Origin of the sequence: Plantactinospora sonchi, assembly GCF_036422035.1 — a bacterium.
Classification (GTDB): domain Bacteria; phylum Actinomycetota; class Actinomycetes; order Mycobacteriales; family Micromonosporaceae; genus Plantactinospora; species Plantactinospora sonchi.
The window spans coordinates 319744-341159 of the sequence record NZ_JAZGQK010000006.1 but is presented as its reverse complement, the minus strand read 5'-3'; the positions used below and the strand labels follow the sequence as shown (position 1 = coordinate 341159).

The 21416-nt window shown below is 70.9% G+C and carries 16 protein-coding genes; 6 read left to right on the top strand and 10 right to left on the bottom strand.

The annotated features are described in order from the left end of the window. Positions 1-112 precede the first annotated feature (112 nt). Positions 113-1615, top strand: a complete 1503-nt coding sequence (locus V1633_RS07970; protein ID WP_331213541.1) for a glycosyltransferase family 87 protein — start codon at positions 113-115, stop codon at positions 1613-1615. 13 nt (positions 1616-1628) lie between these two features. Here the strand turns inward: V1633_RS07970 and V1633_RS07965 are convergent, their stop codons facing one another. Continuing rightward, complete coding sequence (locus V1633_RS07965) at positions 1629-3932, bottom strand: hypothetical protein (RefSeq protein WP_331213540.1); 2304 nt, start codon at positions 3930-3932, stop codon at positions 1629-1631. Between the two features lie 8 nt (positions 3933-3940). Then, positions 3941-4720, bottom strand: coding sequence for a deoxyribonuclease IV (locus V1633_RS07960; RefSeq protein ID WP_331213539.1), 780 nt, complete (start codon positions 4718-4720; stop codon positions 3941-3943). A gap of 923 nt (positions 4721-5643) precedes the next feature. Between V1633_RS07960 and rpsF the strand changes: the two genes are divergently transcribed. The 4 genes from rpsF (at position 5644) to rplI (ending at position 7314) form a co-directional block, all read left to right on the top strand. Further along, positions 5644-5934: a 30S ribosomal protein S6 gene (gene rpsF, locus V1633_RS07955; RefSeq protein WP_331213538.1), complete on the top strand. Its 291-nt coding sequence runs from the start codon at positions 5644-5646 to the stop codon at positions 5932-5934. 75 nt (positions 5935-6009) lie between these two features. Then, positions 6010-6555, top strand: coding sequence for a single-stranded DNA-binding protein (locus V1633_RS07950; RefSeq protein ID WP_331213537.1), 546 nt, complete (start codon positions 6010-6012; stop codon positions 6553-6555). Between the two features lie 56 nt (positions 6556-6611). Then, complete coding sequence (gene rpsR / locus V1633_RS07945) at positions 6612-6851, top strand: 30S ribosomal protein S18 (RefSeq protein WP_007073789.1); 240 nt, start codon at positions 6612-6614, stop codon at positions 6849-6851. Positions 6852-6864: 13 nt separating this feature from the next. Then, positions 6865-7314 (top strand): 50S ribosomal protein L9, encoded by a 450-nt coding sequence (gene rplI, locus V1633_RS07940; RefSeq protein ID WP_331213536.1) that lies wholly within the window; start codon positions 6865-6867, stop codon positions 7312-7314. A gap of 289 nt (positions 7315-7603) precedes the next feature. Here the strand turns inward: rplI and V1633_RS07935 are convergent, their stop codons facing one another. Continuing rightward, on the bottom strand, positions 7604-10144 hold the full coding sequence (locus tag V1633_RS07935; RefSeq protein ID WP_331213535.1) for a hypothetical protein: 2541 nt from the start codon (positions 10142-10144) through the stop codon (positions 7604-7606). A 490-nt stretch (positions 10145-10634) separates the two neighbouring features. On the opposite strand from V1633_RS07935, the gene V1633_RS07930 reads away from it, so the two are divergent. After that, positions 10635-13328: a replicative DNA helicase gene (locus tag V1633_RS07930; protein WP_331213534.1), complete on the top strand. Its 2694-nt coding sequence runs from the start codon at positions 10635-10637 to the stop codon at positions 13326-13328. 226 nt (positions 13329-13554) lie between these two features. On the opposite strand, the gene V1633_RS07925 is transcribed toward V1633_RS07930, so the two are convergent. The 7 genes from V1633_RS07925 to V1633_RS07895 form a co-directional block, all read right to left on the bottom strand. After that, entirely contained in the window at positions 13555-14274 is a 720-nt protein-coding gene (locus tag V1633_RS07925; protein ID WP_331213533.1) for a maleylpyruvate isomerase N-terminal domain-containing protein, read from the bottom strand. Between the two features lie 103 nt (positions 14275-14377). Then, positions 14378-14764 (bottom strand): TFIIB-type zinc ribbon-containing protein, encoded by a 387-nt coding sequence (locus V1633_RS07920; RefSeq protein ID WP_331213532.1) that lies wholly within the window; start codon positions 14762-14764, stop codon positions 14378-14380. A gap of 19 nt (positions 14765-14783) precedes the next feature. After that, on the bottom strand, positions 14784-15419 hold the full coding sequence (locus V1633_RS07915; protein ID WP_331213531.1) for a phosphoribosyltransferase: 636 nt from the start codon (positions 15417-15419) through the stop codon (positions 14784-14786). 262 nt (positions 15420-15681) lie between these two features. Continuing rightward, positions 15682-16047 carry a fluoride efflux transporter FluC gene (locus tag V1633_RS07910; RefSeq protein ID WP_331213530.1) on the bottom strand — a complete coding sequence of 122 codons (366 nt, stop codon included), beginning with the start codon at positions 16045-16047 and terminating at the stop codon, positions 15682-15684. Beyond that, entirely contained in the window at positions 16044-16502 is a 459-nt protein-coding gene (crcB, locus tag V1633_RS07905) for a fluoride efflux transporter CrcB (RefSeq protein ID WP_331213529.1), read from the bottom strand. Before crcB ends, V1633_RS07910 begins: the two co-directional genes overlap by 4 nt. Further along, a complete protein-coding gene (locus V1633_RS07900) occupies positions 16499-17881 on the bottom strand; it encodes a glycosyltransferase 87 family protein (protein ID WP_331213810.1) in 1383 nt (460 codons plus the stop codon). The genes crcB and V1633_RS07900 overlap by 4 nt, the downstream gene beginning before the upstream one ends. Positions 17882-17937: 56 nt before the next feature. After that, entirely contained in the window at positions 17938-20460 is a 2523-nt protein-coding gene (locus V1633_RS07895) for a putative bifunctional diguanylate cyclase/phosphodiesterase (protein WP_407951979.1), read from the bottom strand. Positions 20461-21416: the final 956 nt, after the last annotated feature.

Genomic DNA, 21416 nt, shown 5'->3' with positions numbered 1-21416 from the left:
GGGGGGGGGCGGCCCCCCCCCCCCCCCCCCCGACCGCGTTTTGTGCCCCATTCGCCGACACGACCGAGCCGGGTCGCCCGGATCCCAGACTGGTACGGCAGGATGCCTGTTCATGAGCGCTCAGTCGACGGCTGGCATTGACGGACCTGAAAAGGTCGACCACCCGTCCCGGTCGGACGGCTTCGTCCGCGGGCTCTCCGAGGCCATCGGCGGCCCGATCGGCGAGCACGCGGTGGGAGCAGACCGGCGGGGATCCCAGTGGCGCGGCCGGTTCTGGACCGCGACCCGGATCGTGCTGGCCCTCACCTGTCTGACCCTCGCCCTGCACTGGGTGCAGAAGTCGCCCTGCCAGACCGGCGCCTGGCAGAACAACTCGCAGTACACCCGGTTCTGCTACACCGACGTCCTCGCGCTCTACTTCGCGGAGGGGCTGAACGAGGGCAAGGTGCCGTACCGGGACCACCCGGTCGAGTACCCGGTCGTCACCGGGTTCTTCATGGGCGCGCTCGGCCTGCCGGTGCACGACATCGGCGTGGATCGTCCCGAGATCAACCAGGCGCGGTGGTTCTACAATCTCAACGCCCTGGTGCTCGGTGCCCTCGCGGTCGCGACGGTGGCGATGATCCTCGCGTTGCGCCGTCGCCGACCATGGGACGCCGCGCTGTTCGCGCTGTCGCCGGCACTCCTGCTGACGGCCACGGTCAACTGGGACCTGCTGGCCATCGGACTCGCCGCCATCGGCCTGTACGCCTGGGCGAAACGACGACCCGTGGTCGCCGGCGTACTGCTCGGGCTGGCGACCGCCGCGAAACTCTGGCCGCTCTTCGTACTCTGGCCCCTGGCGGTGCTCGCCCTGCGTACCAACCGGTTCCGGGCGCCGCTGGTGACGATGGCCACGGCGGTCGGCACCATCGTCGCGGTCAACCTGCCGATCGCGATCCTCTATTCGGAGAACTGGCGACGGTTCTTCGACCTGAACAGTGAACGGGCGATCGACTGGGGCACCCTCTGGTACATCGGCCGCTACCTCGACGGCAAGTGGAACACCGGCGCGCCCGGCGACCAGGGGCCGTTCCAGTGGCTCAGCGAACACATCCCCACGCTGAACACCCTGTCGTACGCCCTGATCGTGCTCGCCTTCCTCGGCATCGGCGCGCTGGCCCTGTTCGCGCCGCGCCGGCCCCGGCTGGCCGCGCTGGTCTTCCTGATGGTCGCGGCCTTCCTGATCTTCAGCAAGGTCTGGTCGCAGCAGTTCACGCTCTGGCTGCTGCCGCTGGTCGTGCTGGCCAGGCCCCGCTGGGGTGCCTTCCTGGCCTGGCAGTTCGCCGAGGTCGGCTACTTCCTCGCGTTCTACGGTGAACTGCTCGGTGCCGCCACCAACAAGCCGGTCTTCCCGGAGGGCGTGTTCGTGCTCGCCGCCAGCCTCCGGCTGATCACCGTCGCGGTGCTCTGCGGCCTGATCGTCCGGGACATCCTGCGACCCGAGAAGGACCCGGTCCGGGCCACCTACGCCGACGACCCGGACGGTGGCGTCTTCGACGGTGCCCGGGACGCGGGTTGGCTGCGCGGGCTACGCAGCAGCCTGTCGGAACCACCGGTCCCCGCCCGGAGCTGACGCCGCAGGACCCCTAGAGGCGGTAGACCACCGTCTCGCCGACGTCCTCACGCTGGATGCCGAGCAGGTCGACCGGCTGGTCGATGCCGGCTTCCAGCGTCGTACCGGCGATCCGGTCCCGCAGCACCACCACGGTCCGCACCCCCAGTTGACGCAGGTAGTCGATACTCGCCGCGTCGGGGAAGTTCGCAGTGGCCTGCCGTACCTCTGCCAGTCGGGCCGGGGTGAACCCGCTACCGCCGTTGACGATGTCCTGGAACTTGCTGGTCGACCAGAGCATGACGTGCTGGTCGTTGTTCTGGTTCGACGGCAGCACCAGGATCGGGCCGGTCGCGGTACGCATCGCCGCCGGCTGCGGCGGCACGACCTCGTGCGGCGTGCTGTTGAGGCCCTCGACCAGGACGAGCAGCAGCGGCAGCAGAGTCACCAACCGGAGGAACGGCCCGGGTCGGGGCGGCACCCGTTCGGCCGCCGAGATCAACCGAGCCCGCTCGGCGAAGGCGCCGACCGAACCGGCGGCGAGGACGCCCAGCAGCAGGGTGGTCCAGAGCATCAGTCGACCCGGGGTACGCAGTCCGTCCCAGCCGGGCAGGTGCTCGAAGAGCGGCAGGTAGGTCCAGGTGCCGTCGAAGAACGCCGTGCCCATCGCCAGGATGCCGCTGACCAGTACTCCGGCGAGCAGCAGTAGCCGCTGACGGACGGTCCAGATCGACAGGAACAGGCCGGCGGCGGCGAGGGCGTAGAGCACAAAACCGGGCAGCAGGGTCATCTCCGGCGGCCAGGGCAGCCCGTTCCGGACGGTCTCGTGCAGCTGCCCCCAGATCAGCGACTCCTTGGGAGCGGTCACGAAGCCGCTCGGCGGCGGCGAGTAGGCGTGCAGGTCCGAGGCGGTACGCCGGGCCTCCGGGTACAGGTCGGCGACCTTGAAGTAGGGGATCGCCAACAGGACACCGGCCGCCGCGAAGGCCCCACCGCCGAGCACGTCGGCCAGCACCATCCGGAAGCCGAACTCCCGCCGCGGCCGGCGCCGGATCCGCCGCAGCAGCCAGCCGAGCAGCACCACGACCGAGATCAGCCCCAGCACGTACGCGAAGACCAGGCCGATGCCGAAGCCGAGGCTGAGCTGCCACGCCGCCACCAGCCAACCCGCGACGACCCAGCCGGGCCGACGGCGCTCCGGCCGGTAGCCGTGGCGCAGTGACCAGCCGTGTCCCCGGGCCAGCATGGCCAGCGCCAACGGGATGCCACCGTTGGAGAGGATGTGCAGGTGTCCGGCCTGGGCGAGCAGCCACGGCGCGTACGTGTAGCCGACCCCGGCCACGGCGGCGCCGATCCGACCGGACCCGAGCTGCCGAACCAGCGCGTACGCCCCGAACGTGGCCAGGGCGTGCGCCAGCAGGAAGACAATGTTGTAACGCAGGATCGCGGCTTCCGGACCGTGGCCGAGCATCCCGGCGGGCGCGTAGCCGAGGAGCGTGTCGGAGAACGCGAAGGTCCAGGTCTGCGGGAAGAACGCGTTGCTCTGCCAGAGCTGGGCCGGATCGGTCAGCAGGATGTGTCCCGACCAGGCGACCTGCCAGGCCTGAAGACTGGGGTCCCAGGTGTCCTGCGGCAGCTCGTAGAGCGGGTACTTCAGTGTGGGCCAGTTCATCAGGACGGCCAGTACGAGGCTGGCCAGCGCCGCCAGCGTCCACTCGTGTGTCAACCGCCGGCCCACGGCACGCCCGATCCGGCGCAGCCGTCCCGGTACCGGCTCGGGAGCCGGGGCGAACGAGGCGAACGGATCGGCCGGCTTTTCCGCGTCGGCCGATTTCCCTGCCTCGGCCGTCTTGCCGCTCTTGTCGTTCGTGGCTGCTGACTTGGTGGCGTCGGCCGGCTTCTCTGCGTCGGCCGTTTTGCCGCTCGTGTCGGTCGGCTTGTCGTTCGTGGCTGCTGACTTGGTGGCGTCCGCCGGCTTCTCTGCGTCGGCCGTTTTGCCGCTCGTGTCGGTCGGCTTGTCGTTCGTGGCTGCTGACTTGGTGGCGTCCGCCGGCTTCTCTGCGTCGGCCGTATTGGTGCCGTCCGCCGGTGGGTCGGTGGCGTCGGCCGCCTTGGTGGCGTCCGTTGTCTTGTCGCTGGCGTCGGCCGGCTTCCGGGCGGGCTTCCCGGCGTCGGCCGGTGTGTTCCTGATGTCCGCCGGTGTGTTGGTGTCCACCGGCTTCGCGGCGTCGGCCGGCCGGCCCGGAGTCGTGTTCTGCGCCACGGTGCGCTCGGCGGCAGCGCCCGACGTGCCGCGGTCGCTCGCCGGGTCGGTGACCTTGGACTGGTCCGTCGACATCCCCGCCCCTACCGGCCGAGTCGGTCGCGGAGGTACGCGATGTCCGCGGCCTGTCCCTCGACCCCGCCCGGCGTCTCGACGATCACCGGGGCACCGGCCCTGCGGATCACCTCGACCACCAGTTCGGGATCGATCGTGCCGCTGCCGAGGTTGTCGTGGCGGTCCTGGCCGGAGTTGAAATCGCCCTTGGAACCGTTGGCGTGGATGAGGTCGATCCGGCCCGTGATCGCCTTGACCCGCTCCACGACGTCGATCAGGTCCTCGCCGCCGGCGTGGGCGTGGCAGGTGTCGAGGCAGAAACCAACGCCGTAGTCACCCACCGCGTCCCAGAGCCGGGCCAGGTTGTCGAAGCGTCGGGCACAGGCGTTGTCGCCGCCGGCGGTGTTCTCGATGAACACCGGGGTACGGTGCCCTCCCGCCTCGGCGGCCTGGGCGAACGCCTTGCGCCAGTTGTCGAATCCGACCGCGAGGTCGTCGCCCGCGTTGACGTGCCCACCGTGTACGACCAGGCCCTTCGCGCCCACCTCGGCGGCGGCCTCGGCGTGGCTGGCCAGCAGTTTCCGGCTCGGGATCCGGATCCGGTTGTTGGTCGTCGCGAGATTGATGACGTACGGCGCGTGGATGTAGATGTCCACCTCGGAGGCGCGCAGCAGCGCCGCGTCCTCTCGTGGTCGCGGAGCCTTCCAGTCCTTCTGCGGATCGGCGAGGAAGAACTGGACAGCGTCCGCCTTCCGGAGGGCTGCCTCGTCCAACGGGTCGGTGGCATCGACATGGGCTCCGATACGCATGATGGCGAGCCTACGTCGTGCCGGTGTCAAGGCGGGGAGCGGCGGGTCGGGGGACGACTGTTCCGGCTGATCGGTCGGCGCTCCCCCTACCGCGTCACCTTGCCGAGGTTGCTTCGTTCTTCCTGGTGAGATCGACGGTGTCCGAGGTGTGGGCGCCGGGCGGACTCACAGGCTGTGCCAAGAAGGGAAATCGTCCGTGACCCTGTCGTTCCGATGCTGCCGAGCCGGTGTGGCGACTGCCGCACCCGGTGTCGGTGCGTCGTTGTCGGCATCGGGGAACGGTCCCGGTTTTCCCCGCCGGGTCGGCCGGAGGCGTCGAGGAGGAACCGGTACCGCGAGGTCCCGAAGCGGTCGGTTCCAGGCGTTCCGGGAGCTGCGGAACGCGGCGCCCGTGATGGCCCTCCGTCGTCCGACCGACCCGGCGGGGCCGCTGGTCAGCGAACCGGCAGGCCCGGGAGCCCCGAATCGGGCTATTTGCCATTAACGGCACAAGACTGGCTGTTGTCGCGTAAGATGACAATATAATAAGCTCCGCGGGGCGCCTCCCGTCCAACTCGTCGGTGTGGTCGTTCCTCCCCAGGTCCCACCCAAAGAATGCGGACGGGATGCGCCCCGCGGCTTCGTAGCGGACCCCGCTCCGGCACTCGCCCGGACGGGGTTCCGTCGTCTTCGGGCCGACCTGTCCCCGGTCGATCTTTCCCGGCCATCCGCGTCCGGGGTTGCCCACTCCCGCTCGGTACGGCGGCGGCCGACACGTTTCCGGCCGCGCCGGACACCGGACGCGCCCGCTCCCGGCACACCGGGTATTCTGCTCAGGTTGCCCGTGGCGCTGTGGGATCCCTCCCGAAACCGCCCCGGCAACGACGCACGACCTCCTGCCACGGAAGGACCGTGGCCGCTAGCCCAGAGGAGGTGAGCACGTCTTGCGTCATTACGAGATCATGGTCATCCTCGATTCAAGCCTCGAGGAGCGCACCGTCGCCCCATCGCTCGACACGTACCTCAACGTGATCCGGACCGCGGGTGGCTCGGTGGAGAAGCTCGACGTGTGGGGCCGCCGGCGCCTCGCGTACGAGATCGACAAGAAGACCGAGGGAATCTACGCCGTCATCGATCTGCAGGCGACGCCTGCGGCGGTGGCCGAGCTGGACCGGCAGCTCCGACTCAACGAGTCCGTGCTGCGTACCAAGGTCATCCGGCCGGAAACGCGCTGACGCGTTCCCGGCACGCCCGGATCAGCCTCAGCGGTCCTGTCGTACGGCTCTGGCAGCCTTGACCGGACTGAATGAGTGCGCGAGGAGATGGTCATGGCAGGAGATACCACCATCACGGTCATCGGCAACCTGACCGATGACCCCGAGTTGCGTTTCACGCCCTCCGGCGCCGCGGTCGCCAAGTTCCGGGTCGCCTCGACGCCCCGGTTCATGGACAAGGCATCCGGTGAGTGGAAGGACGGCGAGCCGCTGTTCCTTGCGTGCACCGTCTGGCGGCAGGCCGCCGAGCACGTTGCCGAGTCGCTGCAGCGGGGTGCCCGCGTGATCGTGTCGGGCCGGCTGCGGCAGCGGTCCTACGAGACGCGTGAGGGTGAGAAGCGCACCGTCATCGAGCTGGAGGTCGACGAGATCGGCCCCTCGCTGCGGTACGCCACGGCGAAGGTGCAGAAGATGGCGCGTTCCGCCGGCGGCGGTGGCGGCTTCGGCTCCTCGGGTGGCGGTGGCGGTGGAGGCCAGGGCGGCGGAGGCAACTTCGACGACCCGTGGGCCACGGCCGCTCCGGCCGCCTCGCGCTCGTCCGGTTCGGGCGGCGGAAACTTCGACGAAGAGCCCCCGTTCTGACCCCGGGCAACGCCCGTGGGCCGAGCGCCCGAGATCGCAAACCAGGAGCAAGAGCAATGGCAAAGGCTGCGGCACTGCGCAAGCCGAAGAAGAAGGTGAACCCGCTCGACAAGGACGGGATCACCTACATCGACTACAAGGACACCGCGCTGCTGCGGAAGTTCATCTCCGACCGCGGCAAGATCCGCGCTCGGCGGGTGACCGGGGTCACCTCCCAGCAGCAGCGCCAGATCGCCCGTGCGGTCAAGAACGCCCGCGAGATGGCGCTCCTGCCGTACACGGCCACGGCTCGCTGAGAGGAGACACCAAATGAAGATCATCCTGACTCAGGAGGTGTCCGGCCTCGGCAGCCCGGGTGACATCGTCGAGGTCAAGGACGGCTACGGCCGTAACTACCTGCTGCCGCAGGGCTTCGCGATCACCTGGACCAAGGGCGCGGAGAAGCAGGTCACGGTCATCCGGCGGGCCCGCGAGGCCCGCGAGATCCGGGACCTGGGCCACGCCAACGAGGTCAAGGCCCAGCTCGAGGGGCTCAAGGTCAACCTGACCGCGCGTGCCGGCAACGGCGGGCGGCTCTTCGGCTCGGTCACCCCCGGCGACGTGGTCAACGCGGTCCGGGCGGCCGGTGGGCCCTCGCTGGACCGGCGTCGGCTGGAGCTGCCGGGCGCCATCAAGGCGGTCGGCAGCCACAAGGTGCGGGTCAAGCTGCACCCCGAGGTGACTGCCAGCTTCGACCTGAAGGTCGTCCCCGGCAAGTAGCCAAGACGGAACGATCAGGGGTGTCATCCAGTCGGATGGCACCCCTGATCCGTCTCCGGCCGCAGATCGCGATGCCGAAGTGGCTCCCGGCGTTCCAGCCGCCGGCGCGGCGGCTGGGTCCAGAGCGCCGTTCGGCTGCCGGCGCGTCCAGGGAAGGTCGGGGTGGGTCGGTGTGGGACGGCCGGGCTTTGGGGCGCCGCTCGTCTGTCATCGCGTCCAGGGCAGGTCGGTGTGGGACGGCAGGCTCCCGGGTGGGTGCCGGGTGTCCGGAGCGCGGGGCGGGCCGGGCTCAGCCCAGCGGTTGACCGCTGATCACACTGAACAGCAGCGTGGAGAGCCCGCCACCGACAACGGCGGCGGCGAGTCCGATCGTCACGACCCGCCAGGTCTGGTTGACCCAGCGCAGCAGTGCGGCGATCACCAGGCTGGTCGCCAGCGCCGCGCCGAACCGGGGAAGGCCGTCGATCAGGGCGGCCATCGCCCGTCCCCGCTCCGACTCGCACCCGCCGGCCAGCTCCGGAACGCAGTCCACCGGCAGGCTGGCGTCGAGGGTGAGCACCCAGACGAGCATCGCCAGCACCGGTACGGCGTACCAGGCGGCGGCGTAGAGAACGGCACTGAGCGGACCACGGGGACGGGGATCGAGCAGGTCGTCCTCAAGCCGCCGGCTCAGTGGGGCGGCCCGGCGTCGGGCCGCCTCCGACGTCAGCTTCCGTCCGGGTGCCGTCGGCCGTCCGCCGGGTGTCCGGACGGCCGGATCGGCCCGCCGTGCAGCGGCCGTCGATCCGGTACGGCTGCCGGCCCGAGCCTCCGGGGCGGTGCGTTGCCGCGGTACGCGTACCTGCCCGGCGGGCTGGCGTGCGGGTGGTGCCGAGCGGCGCGGCGGCGGATAGACCACGGCCGGCGACTTGGGTGCGGAGTCGGGGATGCCCATCCACCGTGGATCGTCCTCGGCCAGACGGGTACCGGACCAGAAGGTCTCCTCACGATCCGGGCCGGGTACGCCCCGAGGCTCATCGTCGCGTCCCGCGCCGACGAGCTCGTCCCGGCGCCACTCGGTGGTGTCGGTGAACCGGTCCCACTGGCCGGTGTCGGTGAACCCGTCCCAGCGCGCGGCCTCCCCGCGCCGGCCCCAGCCACCGCCACTGGTCGGATTGGCACCGCCACTGGTCGGGCTTATGCCACCGCCGCTGGTCGGGCTGATGCCGCTGGTCGGGCTGATGCCGCTGGTCGGGCTGATGCCGGTACGGTCACCGCCGGTGAACCCGGTGCGACTCGGGCCGCCCGGGCCCGACGGCTCCCGACCGCCCCGGTCCGGTGCCCGACGGCGGCCACCGGTGACGTCGTCGGTGACCCGGTCCAGGATGCCGGTACCGGTGTCGCTGAACCGGTCCCAGGGGGCGGCCTCCGCCTCCCAGCCCCGCTGCGGCGGGTCGGCGTACCGGCGGGTCGGTCCGGTGTCGGTGTGCCGGCCCGGGTCGACGCCGGGACGTCGTACCGGGTCGGGATCGCTGTGTCGGCCGGCGGAACCGGGATCGCGTGGCCGGCGTACCGGTTCGGTGGGCCGGTCGTCACGCAGACGACGACGGCGGCCCTCGGTGCCGGCGCCGCCCGGCCTGCCGTCGGGGCCCCCGGCCGGGTCGTCGCCCGGGCCGACCTCGTTCGGCGACCGGATCCAGCGGGGGGCCGGACTGGTCAGGCCCCCCGGCTCGGCTCCCGGGGACTCGAACCCGTTCCGGCGTCCGGCAGCGGCCCGTCGGCCGCCCCGGTCATCCGCCGCCTCGATTCCGTCGCGCCCACCGGCCGGGTCGGCCCAGCCGGCGGCCGGGTTGCTTTCCGCCATGGTGGCGGAGCCGGCGAGCGTCTCCTCCGGGTCCGGCCGACGCCGTCGACCCGGCCTCCTCGGCCGGTCGTCGAGGTACCCCGGAGTGGTGCCGGCGCCGGCCAGGTCGGCCCGGCTCCAACTGTCGGCGTCGTCGTCGTCCGAGTGGCGCCCGGCCCGGGTCGGAGGGTCGTCGGACGCGCTGCCACTCCAGCCGTCGCCGGCCGGCGTCGGAACCTCGTCGGACGCGCTGCCGCGCCAACTCCCGCGGCCCCGCCGCCAACTGTCCGTGCTGTCCCCGGTGCTCCGCTCGGCGCGCCGACGTCCGACACCCGCGCTGTCGTCGTCGCGTGATCCCGTGGGGGTGCCCGCACCGTCGCGTCGACCGCCGATGTCCCGCCAACTCTCCGTCGTGGCCGCACCGGCGCGCCATCCACCGGGAGTGCTGTCGCTGTCGCGCGAGTCCCCGGTCGTCGGGGTGTCGCGGCTGTCCCGCCAACTGTCCGTCGAGGCTGTGCGCTCCTGCCAGCCCTCGGGTGGGGTCGTGCTGTCCCGCCAGCCGTCGGCGGTACGTTCACGTCGGCGGCGGGTGCCGGCGCCGCCGCCCGGGGGACGCCAGCCGCCTTCCACCTCGCCCGCCGACTCCGGTGGCTCGGTCACGCCCCAGCGCCGGCCCGGTCCGCTCTCCGGTGCCGCCTCGGCCCGGTGGTGCCGGCCGCCGTCGCGCGGCGACGTGCCGGTGTCGGTACGCCAGGAGTCGTCGGCACGCCACGTTTCGGCAGGCGGAGCCGGCTCCGGAGTGGAGCTCAACGCCCAGGGCGGAGTGTAGGTGTCGACCGGGTCCGGGGCCCCACGGTGCCGGGCCCGTCGGCGACTCGGCGTGCGGTAGCTGCCCTCGGGACGGGAGTAGGGGTCACTTGGCCGACCGGTGACCGGGTCGCCCCAGCCGACGCTTTCCTGCCGTTCGTGTCGGGCGAGGTCACCTCGCCCCCGGTCCCTGTGGTCCACGGCCGCAGCGTGACCTTTCTGCTGAGTCGATCGCGAGGAGCCGTACCGAAGATTGTCGCTGCCTGATGATACGCCGTCCGACTGACCCAGATTCAGGTGGTTTCTTTCCTCCACAAGGTGGGGACCGTGTTTGCCCAGCTCAGGGCGGGCTCAAGGTATCTTCCCCAGTTGTTTTCCACAACCTGTGCACAGGGCTGCGCACATCCCACCGACGGCCGTCCACAGGTTGTCCCGAGTTCCGTCCACCGCCGTTGTTGAGCAGCTGACCTCGGCTTACGTATGGTTGCGCCCTGGCCTCGTCAGGTCGCACCGACTTCCCCCGGTCGCGCGGACCGCCGGGGCCGACACGAACGGCACCGGTCGACCGCGGACGGCGGCAGCGGACCGACGGCGGCCGTCGGATTCGGGACCGGGCGTCGCCGGTGGCGAAACTGTCGTACGGCGGCGGTTCGCTAGGACCGGGTCGGGTGGACGAAGGGGGGATGGTCTGATGTCGATCACAGACGACATTCGCGGCGAGTCACGGTCGGCATCGTCGTCCGACGGTCCCGGCCCCCGCGACGGGCAGTACGACAAGACACCACCCCAGGACATCGCGGCCGAGCAGTGCGTGCTCGGCGGCATGCTGCTCTCCAAGGACGCGATCGCCGACGTCGTCGAGATCCTCAAGTCCAACGACTTCTACCGGCCGGTGCACGCCACCGTCTTCGACGCGATCCTCGACCTCTACGGGCGCGGCGAACCGGCCGACGCGATCACCGTCGCCGCCGCCCTCGCCGACTCCGGCGACCTGGGGCGGATCGGCGGCGCGCCGTACCTGCACACCCTGATCGCCAGCGTGCCGACCGCCGCCAACGCGTCCTACTACGCCCGGATCGTCGGCGAGCGGGCGGTGCTGCGGCGCCTGGTCGAGGCCGGCACCCGGATCGTCCAGCTCGGGTACGGCGCGTCCGGTGGCGGTGGGCGGGACGTCGACGACGTGGTCGACCTGGCCCAGCAGGCGATCTACGACGTCACCGAGAAGCGGGTCAGCGAGGACTTCGCCGTACTCGCCGACATGCTGCAGCCGACGCTCGACGAGATCGAGGCGGTCGGCGCGCAGGGCGGGGTGATGACCGGTGTGCCGACCGGCTTCACCGACCTGGACCGGCTGCTCAACGGCCTGCATCCGGGGCAGCTGATCATCGTTGCGGGACGACCGGGTCTCGGTAAATCGACCGCTTCGATGGACTTCGCCCGAAATGCCGCTATCCGGTCCAACTGCGCGAGCGCCATCTTCTCCCTGGAAATGAGCAAGGTCGAGATCGTCATGCGACTGCTCTCCGCCGAGGCCCGGGTGCCGTTGCACGTGCTGCGCAGTGGGCAGCTCTCCGACGACGACTGGACCAAGCTGGCCCGCCGGATGGGCGAGATCAGCGAGGCGCCGCTCTTCGTCGACGACACCCCGAACATGAACCTGATGGAGATCCGCGCCAAGGCCCGGCGGCTCAAGCAGCGGCACGACCTCAAGATGATCGTCGTCGACTATCTCCAGCTGATGAGTTCGCCGAAGCGCACCGAGAGTCGGCAGCAGGAGGTCGCGGAGCTGTCCCGGGGCCTGAAGCTGCTGGCCAAAGAGGTCGAGTGCCCGGTGATCGCGGTCAGCCAGCTGAACCGTGGTCCGGAGCAGCGGACCGACAAGCGGCCTCAGTTGTCTGACCTGCGTGAGTCGGGTTGCCTGACCGCCGATACTCGGATACTGCGAGCGGACACCGGCGCCGAAACGACCATGGGGGAACTGTTCGCCACCGGCGCCCGGGACGTGCCGGTGTGGGCGCTCGACGAGCGGCTGAAATACGTACGGCGGCACCTCACGCACGTATTCAGTACCGGTGAGCAGCCGGTGTTCCGGCTACGCCTGGCATCCGGGAGGGAAGTCCGCGCCACCGCCAATCACCCGTTCCTTGCCTACGAGGGCTGGACCCCGCTGGAGAGCCTGGCGGTGGGAGGCCGGATTGCCGCGCCCCGGCACGTGTGCGCTCCCGAGCAGGTAACCGCCTGGGATGACCAACAGGTCATCCTCCTGGCCCACATGATCGGCGACGGCTCGATGCTGCCCCGACAGCCAATCAGGTACGCGAGTATCGACGAGGCCAACCTCGAAGCGGTTCGCGACGCCGCGACGTTCTTCGGGATTACGACGCTTCGAGACGAGTATCCGCAGGCAAGACGCGTGACGCTTCGGCTGCCCGCTCCGTACCGGCTCGTGCGTGGCAAGCGCAACCCGGTAGCCGCCTGGATCGATTCACTGGGGTTGCTGGGCAAGCGTAGTCACGAGAAGTTCGTGCCTGCGGAGGTGTTCAGCCTGCCGAAGAATCAGATCGCGTTGTTCCTGCGCCACCTCTGGGCGACCGACGGCTCCGTGTATTTGAGACCGAACACGGTCGAGGGGTCAGTCGGCCAGGTCAGCTATGCCTCCACCAGCCGCCGGCTGGTGGACGACGTGGCCCGCCTGTTGTGGCGGTTCGGCATCCAGTCGCGGATCGAGACCGTCAGGAAGACCGGCTACCGGGACGGCTACCAGCTTTACATTTACGGGGTTGGAGATCAGGAGGCGTTCTGCCGGGTCATCGGCGTTCACGGGAAGCGCGGCGAGGCCGCCGAGCTGTTGCGTGAAAAGCTCAAGGATGTCAAGGCGAACACCAACGTCGACACCATTCCCCGAGTGGTGTGGCAACGGGTGAGAGACATCCTCGATGAACGCGGTACTACCCACCGCCAGTCTGCCGCCGCTACGGGCACGCAGCTTTGCGGCAGCACGTCGTGGACGCGCAACCCGTCCCGTGGCCGAATCGCGCGGGTCGCGGCCCTCCTGGACGACAACCGCCTGGAAATGTTGGCCACCAACGACGTCACCTGGGATGAGATCGTCGCCATCGAACCTGACGGTGTCGAGACCGTCTACGACGCCACGGTCGTCGGAGCGCACAACTTTGTTGCCAACGGCATCGCGGTGCACAACTCGATCGAGCAGGATGCCGACGTTGTCATCCTGCTCCACCGGGACGACTACTACGACAAGGAGTCCCCGCGGGCCGGCGAGGCGGACTTCATCGTCGCCAAACACCGGAACGGCCCCACCGACACGGTGACGGTGGCCGCCCAGCTCCACCTCTCGCGTTTCGTGGACATGGCGATCGTCTGAGCGACACGAGCAGTGGCAGCGGCCTCGGCCGCTACGCCGGACGGCCGTCGCCCGAGCCGCCGGTCGCGCCGGGGCCGGTGTCGCCCGAGCCGCTGGTCGCGCCAGGGCTGGTGTCGTGCGAGCGGCCGGTCGCGCCCGGACGGCCGTCGTGCAAGCCGCTGGTCGCGCCGGGGCCGGTGTCGCCGCGAACCGCCTGTCGCGGCCGGGCGGGGAGGCCCGCCGGGGCTCAGCCGAGCAGTGGGAACCAGCCGGCGGCCTCGCCGAGCGCCAGCCGGTCGGACGCGGTCAACGGCACGCGGCCGGTCGCCTTCAACAGATAGTCGAGATCCGACCAGTCGGCGGGGCGTACCGCGTCGTCGCTGAGTAGTCCGTCGAGCGTCGCGACAGCGATCTCCACCGCGGCCGGGTCGGGCTCCGGAGGGCTCGGCAGGTCGACGGTCAGGTCGAGATGGTGCACCACCGCCTCGGTGACCAGGGTGGCGAGGAACTCCGGCACCGCGAGCACATGCCCCTGGGTCGCGACAAAACCGGCCGGGTCGGCCAGCCCGGCGGCCCGTACCGCGGCAGGGGCGGTGTCCGTCCAGAGCCGGACCACCCCGGTCGGGCGGTCGAAGGCGGCGGCGGAGCGGCGTACCCAGGTGGCGTGCCGGCCCTCGTCCGGATCAACCGGCGTACGCCAGTAGCTGACCCCGTCCACGTCGGCCGGCCCGGCCGCCGGGGTGGCCAACGTGACCAGCGCCCGCTGGGCGTCCAGGGTCAGATGGAAGAGCAGGTCGACGACGAGCCAACCCCGGCAGCGCGTCGGCCGGAGCAGATCGGTGTCCGCGAGGTTGACGACGGTCGCGGTGATCAGGGCGTACGCCTCCGCGAGCGCGGCATGCTCGTCCGCCGATCCACGCGATCCGGGGCCGGGCCGCCCCGCACCGGGTCCGCTCAGCCTGCTCACCCCGCCCGTTGTGCCGCGCCACGCCACTCGGCTCAGCCGTCCCCGCGACCAGGGACCCGACAGGGTGCCCTGGTCACGAGGATTCCGAGCGTCGGCCGGACCGTCAGTCGAAGAGCTCGTTCAGGAAGCTCTTCTTACGCTTCTGCCGGTAGTGCCCGTGGTAGCCGTGGTGCTGCTGCCCATGGCCGTAGGCCGGAGCCGGCGGGTAGCCGTGGGCGGGCGGCGGCGGCGGGACATGGCTCGGGGCGCCGTAGCCCGGCTGGTGCGGGGCGGGCGGCGGAGGCGGGTAGCCCCCACCCGGCGCGGGCGGCACGTGCGAGGGCCGCGGCGCCTGCTGCTGGCTCCAGTTGGCCTCGGCCTCGAAGAGCTTCTCCAGCTCGCCTCGGTCGAGGAAAATGCCACGGCACTCGGTGCACTGGTCGACCGTGACGCTGCTGCGCTCGTACTGCCGCATCTCGCCACGACACTTCGGACAGGTCATCTGCATCACTCGACGGTACCCGGTGAAGTCACCCGGATCCCGTCAGCGCGGCCACCACTTCGGCATCCGACACCTCGTGGAAGTCTTCGTAGAAGCGGCTGACCGCGCCGAAGTCGGCCGGTCGCTGCGGGCAGACAACCTCGTCGGCGGTCTGGCTGAGCAGTGCGTACGCCTCGGGCGCGCCGACCGGAACGGCGACCACCACCCGGCGGGCGCCGAGTTGCCGGGCGACCCCGACCGCGGCCCGCGCGGTGGCTCCGGTGGCCAGCCCGTCGTCGACGATCACCCCGATCCGGCCGTCGAGCCGCAGCGGCGGCCGGCCCTCCCGGTACCGCCGCTCGCGACGTTCCAGCTCGACCGTCTCCGCCCGGACGACCTCGTCCACCTCGTCCGGGTCCAGCCGGTCGGCGATCTCCTCGTTGAGCACCCGCAGCCCGCCCGGCCCGACCGCGCCGAAGGCCAGTTCCGGCACCGCCGGCAGACCCAGCTTGCGGACGACCAGTACGTCGAGCGGGGCGCCGAGCCGGTCCGCCACCGCCGCCGCCACCGGTACGCCGCCCCGGACCAGCCCGAGCACCGTCACGTCCGACCGGCCGGCGAGGGAGTCCAGCCGGTCCGCGAGTACGGTCCCGGCCTCGGCCCGGTTCCGGTAGGTGGTGTCCACGTCTCAGGTTTACGCCCTACCGGCCGGGACTGCTGGCGGACCGACCAGAAATGTCCGGCAGGCACCGGTCCGAAGGCCGGGGTGCCAGTGTCGGTGCGGTGTACGGCGGTGTTGACGGCGGCCGGAGTGACAACCGGCGGGGTGCCCGGCGTCGGTGCGCTGAGCGGACGCCGGCGGGTTCAGCAGTGCTGGCCGACAACCCAGGGCACCGGCAGGGATCAGCGGTGCTGGCCGACGAGCCGACTTAGAGCCGCGGCGGGGGTCAGCGGTGCTGGCCGGCGAGCCAACCCAGAGCTGCGGCGCCGAGGCCGAAGGCGAGGGTGAGCGTGACGTTGAGTGCCGCCCAGCCGCGCCCGGCCGGTCCGGTCCCGGCCAGCCGTACCGTCTCGTGGGCGAAGGTGGACCAGGTCGTCAGGGCACCGCAGAAGCCGGTGCCGAGCAACACGCCCACCCATCCCGGCAGGGCGGTGCCCAGCCCGGCGAGCAGGCCGAGCAGGAAGGAGCCGGCCAGGTTGACGCCGAACGTGGCCCACGTCGAGGGCCGGGAGCGGCGTTCGACCAGCCAGTTGACCCCGAACCGGCAGACCGCCCCGACCGCGCCGCCGAGCAGCACCAGCAGCCAGGTCACGACGAACGGATCCGGTCGACGGCCCACATCCCGAGCCGTACGGCGAGCAGCGCCCCGGCGAGGGTGCCGAACAGGTAGCCGAGGGCGGTTCCGGGACGTCCTGCCCCGAGCAGCCCCCGGATCTCCACCGCGTACGTCGAGAAGGTGGTGAACCCGCCGAGCACCCCGGTGCCGAAGAACGGCCGGACCAGTCGGTGCGGTGCGACCTGGGTGCCGATCAGTTGCATCAGCACGCCGATCAGGGCGCAGCCGGCGAGGTTGATCACCAGGGTCGCCCAGGGGAAGCCGTGCGGTGGGTGCGGCCAGCCGAGCGACACGGCGTAGCGGGCGACAGAGCCGAGTGCCCCGCCGAGGCCGACGACCGCGACCACGTCCCAGCGGGGTCGGCCGCCCGTACCACCGGTCGCCGGTGGTGGCAGCGGTCCGGCGGGCGCGGCGGAGCGGGGCGGGCTCATGGGGTGGACGCCGCCAGTGAGTTCCGCCGGCTGTCCGCCGTCCGACCGGTGCTGCCGGCCAGCCGGAGGGCGGGGGCCCAGGCCAGGAAGGCGACCGGGTAGAGCAGATAGCCGAACCGGGTGGACGGCATCAGCAGGATCGCCGCGAGCAGTCCGTACCCGCAGAAGAGCGCGGTGGAGGCGGCGGTGCGCGGCGGACGGCGCAGCAGTTGGACGGCGATCGCCAGTCCGGCCGCGACCAGCAGCCCGGCCGCGACGAGCCGGCCACCCGGCAGCGCCTGGGCGATCAGATGGCCGGGGAACGGCGACTGGGCGGGACTGGTCACCAGTCCGTGGCCGAGCGGGAAGCGCAGCACGTTCTCGACCAGCGCGGCCGAGTCGACCAGTTGGGCCGGGATGAGCGTGACGAGCGGTAGACCGACCGCGCCGATGGCGAAGCGCGGGCCGGGACGGGTGGGCCACGGGCCTGCGGACCGGCGGTGTCGGGCCTGGACCACGGTGTGGATCAGCAGTACGAGCAGCACCGGCCAGGCGAAGAGCTTCAGCGCGGCGGCCAGCCCGACCGCCAGCCCCGCCCCGAGGTACCGGTCCCGGGCCGCGCAGGCGAGGGCGAGCAGGCAGAGCGCGAGTACGGGCAGGTCGTCGCCGCCGGTGGCCAGGGTCAGCGCGCAGACCGGCAGTACGGTCGCGAGCTGTACCGCCCGGACCAGGGCGGCGTCCCGCGCGGCGACACCGCCGGTGGGCGGCGTCGCATCCGGTGCCGCACCGCCGGTGGTGGACACGGCGGCGTCCCGGCGGAGCAGGCGCACAGCGGCGACCAGGGCGACGGCGGTGGCGACCGCGAACCAGATCCGCGCGTCGGTCCACCACACGGTGCCGACCGCCGCCCGGGGCAGGCCGAAGATCGCCATCCCGGGCTGGTACGGCGTGTAGCCGAGCAGTTGTTCGCCGGCCGGAAGTGCCGCGATCGCGTCCCGGGTGAGGTACGGCGTGCCGTGGTCGAGCAGCCGGGCACCGGAGTGCTCGATCACCAGCACCTCCTCCTGGGCCCGGTCCAGCCGTCCGCCGGCCCGTTCGACCGCCTGCCAGACCAGGGGCAGCAGGGCGGTGCCGGCCCAGGTGGCCGCGACCAGTACGGCCCGGCCGGCGGCGCCGGACAGTCGGCTTGCCGGCCGGCGACGTCGGACGAGCAGTTGACCGAGGACGGCGACGGTGGCGGCCAGGTAGCCGACCGCGGCGACCGCCCCCCAGGCCCGGTGCGGCAGCAGGGTGGAGGTGACCGCGGTGACCGCCGCGAACGCGGTGGAGAGCGCGTAGAGCACCAGGTCGGCGGCGAGCCCGCCGGCCGCCCGGTCGGCCCGGTGCCACCAGCCGATCAGCGGGGCACGGGCGGGGACCGTACGGTTCGGTGCGGCCCCTGGGTTGTCCGCAGCACTCACGCGGGCAAGTGTGGCAGACGCTCCGGACGTCGCGGACCGGATCGCCGGCCGGGTGACAGTCGTACCACCGCACCGCTGTCGTGCAGCGCGGGAGCGAGTGTGCCGGGGCGCCCCTCGGCTCCCTGTTGCAGGGCGGAGAGCAGCCGGGCGGCCGTCATCGGCCGGGCGAAAAGGTGTCCCTGGCCGGCGGTGCAGCCGAGTTCCCAGAGCGTACGGCGCTGCGGCTCGCTCTCCACCCCTTCGGCGACCACCGCCAGGTCGAGGCTGCGGCCGAGGTCGACGGTGGAGCGGATCACCGCGGTCGCCTCGGCGGAGGTCTCCATCGCGGTGACAAAACCCCTGTCGATCTTCAGTTCGTGCACGGGGATCCGGGACAGCACCGACAGGGACGAGTAGCCGGTGCCGAAGTCGTCGAGGGCGAGTCGGATGCCGGCGTCCCGGAGCTGGCCGAGCACCTGGTCGACCACTTCGAGCTGGCTGAGGGTCAGGGTCTCGGTGAGTTCGAGGACGAGCCGGTCCGGCGGCAGGTCGTGGGCGCGCAGCCGGGCGAGCACCGCACCCGGGAACCGGGCGTCGAGCAGACTGCGTGGCGAGACGTTGACCGCGACCGGCAGGTCGAAGCCGGCCTCCCGCCAGGTGCGGACGGCCAGCAGCGACTGGTCGAGGACCGCTTCGGCGAAGGCCGGCAGCAGACCGGAGCGTTCCACCGTCTCCAGGAAGCGGAGCGGGTCGATGGTGCCCCGGGCCGGGTGCCGCCAGCGGGCCAGCGCCTCGGCCGAGACCACCTCGCCGCTGCCGAGGTCGACGATCGGCTGGAAGTTGACCGTGAACTCCTGTTCGGCGACGGCCCGGGGCAGGTCGCCGCCGAGCGCCAGCCGGCCGAGGTCGGCGGTGTCCCGGGTCGGGGCGTAGGTGGCGATCCGCCGGCCGGCCCGCTTGGCCTGGTACATCGCCACGTCGGCGCGGCGGAGCAGTTCGGTCATGCCGCCGCTGCTCGGTGCGACCGCGATGCCGCCGCTGGCCTCGACGCTGATCCGCATCCCGTCCAGGTCGATCGGTTCGTGCAACGCGCTCAGCAGGGTTTCCGCCCGGTGCGCGGCGACCGCCGGGGCGGGCAGCGCGTGGAAGAGTACGGCGAACTCGTCGCCGCCGAGCCGGGCGACCAGGTCGTCGGCGTGTACGGCGGCCCGCAGCCGCTCGGCGACCCGGGTCAGCACCCGGTCCCCGGCGGCGTGGCCGAGGGTGTCGTTGACCTCCTTGAAGTGGTTGAGGTCGATCAGCAGCAGCGCCATCACACCCTCGGTGCGGCGCCGGCCGAGCTGTTCCGCGCCCCGGTCGAGGAGTTGCCGGCGGTTGGCGAGGCCGGTGAGCGCGTCGTGGCGGGCGGCGTGCGCGTGTTCCTCCGCGACCCGGTTCAGTTCGGCGTACGCGGTGGCGTTGCGGACCGCCGTGCAGAGCGCGGAGCCGAAGGTACGCAGGGTGTAGCGCTCCCGCTCGGACAGTTTGACCGGCCCGTGGAAGCGCAGGCGCAGCATGCCGATCGCGGTGTCGTCGTACCCCTTGAGCTCGATCGGGATGACGGTGCCGTTGATCGCGGAGGGCTGGTCGGGTGAGCCGTCGTAGGTGATGGTCTCGCTGTTGCCCCGTACCGTGCGTCCGGCCTCCTCCAACTCCACCTCGACCTCGTCGGCGGAGAAGAGGTTGGCGGCCTGCGCCACCGCGGTGTGCAGTACGGCGTCCAGGTCGACGACGTTGAGCGCGTCGGTGGTGTGTGCCAGTCGTTGCCAGGCCTGCCGTTCGGCCCGCGCCCGGACCCGGGTGGAGTACGCCAGGTGCAGGCTGAGCGCCAGTGGCGGTACCGCCACGAGCAGCCAGGGTTCGACCTTGAGCAGGACCAGGGTGACGAGGGCGACGACAAACCGTACGGCGAAGCCGATGATCCTAAGGTCCCAGTTCGTTTTGAACTGGTGGCGTATGGGTGTCCGGGAGGCGATGGCAACCACTGGAATGGCGAGGGCTTCGTCGAGCAGCGCCGCGACCAGGTACGCCACCGCGAGTGGAGCGACGATGTGACCGAGCCGGTCCGGTGGCCAGTCCCAGTCGAGAAGCGCCAATGCCAGCCCGGCTGCCGCGGCCAGCAGCATGTTCTTGCTGACGGTGAAGATCGTCTTTATCAGCGAGAGTCGCATGATCCGGGTCGCGATCGCGACTCCGAGGCCCGTGCAGAGCACCACCCAGGCGGTGGGCGCGACGGCGACGCCGATGACGATGGCCGTCTCGACCCAGGCGGTGGCGTGGGTCGCTGATCGGGTTCGAATCGGCACCTTGACCGGCAAACTGATCGTGACCGTAGCGAGCAACGTCGCGAGGACGAGCAGCTCTCGTCCTGTATCGGGCGGCGCACTGACGGTATGGAAGAGTGACAGGACCGCCGCACAACCGGCAAAAACAGCGACGAGACCGATGAGCAGCGGTAGCCGCTGATCGGTCCCGTTGTCGCGGTGCTGTCTCTGACTCACGCCGGGTCCTGTGTCTAGGGTGCTGAACTGTCACCGTAGCAACTTTGATGCCTCAGCGTGATGGACCTATCGCTCTCAGACCCACTCGGTGCCGCGCATGTCACGTCCTTTCCACGAAAGCCTCTCGGGACCCCATCCAAAAGATGGTGAATGGTCCGTCTATGCCTATTGCCTGAACGGCATGGACAAACCATAAAGGGGTTAGCGCATGGTTGGCGACAATAAATGTCGCAATGCTCAGTATTAGCCAACTACCACCTGATTCGCTACGCTCTGTCCATATATGAGAACTCAGAGCGGCGATCGGAAGGCTGTTCTTGGGGGCGGGAAGTGGCTTGGGGGCTTCATCTGGGATACCCCGTCGCGACGCGTAGCGGAAGATCCTCTCCGCGTCTTTCTGGCATTGCACCTGAGGACCCGGGCGCGGCTGTGGGGGGCACATGGCGATGTGATGCACTGCACTCGACTGGCAAGAGTGTCGCCGTAACAGCTGCCAGCTCGCATCGGATGACCTGCCAGAACTCGCCTCGTGTTGAGGAAATCACCCTACGTGCAGACCGGTGGACGAAAAGTGATCTTTGCGGAGATCGAGTCAACGGACATGAATGCGGACCGTGGTGACGCCCGAAAGGGAATGACGTCGGTCGATCTGTGACTTTCGTGGCCGATAGACTGCAGGGTCGCACCACCCGTGTCCTTTTCGCACGACGAGGACGATCAATGATCGAGGTACGGCTCTTCGGCGCGATGGAACTCCTCGTGGGGGCACCTCCCGACCGCTCGGTACGCCCAAGCAGCAGGTCACACTCGCCATGCTGACGGTGCGACCCGGCCGCCTCGTCACCGTCGAAGAGTTGGTCGACGAACTGTGGCCGGAAACGCCCCCGCCTCGGCGATCGCGAACACCCGTACCTACGCGGCCAACCTCCGCGGACCCTTGACGAAACGACGGCGAC

Bases quoted from the DNA above. Each gene is read 5' to 3' on its own strand.
- V1633_RS07970 (WP_331213541.1), top strand. From the start codon at position 113: ATGAGCGCTCAGTCGACGGCTGGCATTGACGGACCTGAAAAGGTCGAC.
- V1633_RS07965 (WP_331213540.1), bottom strand. From the start codon at position 3,932: ATGTCGACGGACCAGTCCAAGGTCACCGACCCGGCGAGCGACCGCGGC.
- V1633_RS07960 (WP_331213539.1), bottom strand. From the start codon at position 4,720: ATGCGTATCGGAGCCCATGTCGATGCCACCGACCCGTTGGACGAGGCA.
- rpsR (WP_007073789.1), top strand. From the start codon at position 6,612: ATGGCAAAGGCTGCGGCACTGCGCAAGCCGAAGAAGAAGGTGAACCCG.
- rplI (WP_331213536.1), top strand. From the start codon at position 6,865: ATGAAGATCATCCTGACTCAGGAGGTGTCCGGCCTCGGCAGCCCGGGT.
- V1633_RS07930 (WP_331213534.1), top strand. From the start codon at position 10,635: ATGTCGATCACAGACGACATTCGCGGCGAGTCACGGTCGGCATCGTCG.
- crcB (WP_331213529.1), bottom strand. From the start codon at position 16,502: ATGAGCCCGCCCCGCTCCGCCGCGCCCGCCGGACCGCTGCCACCACCG.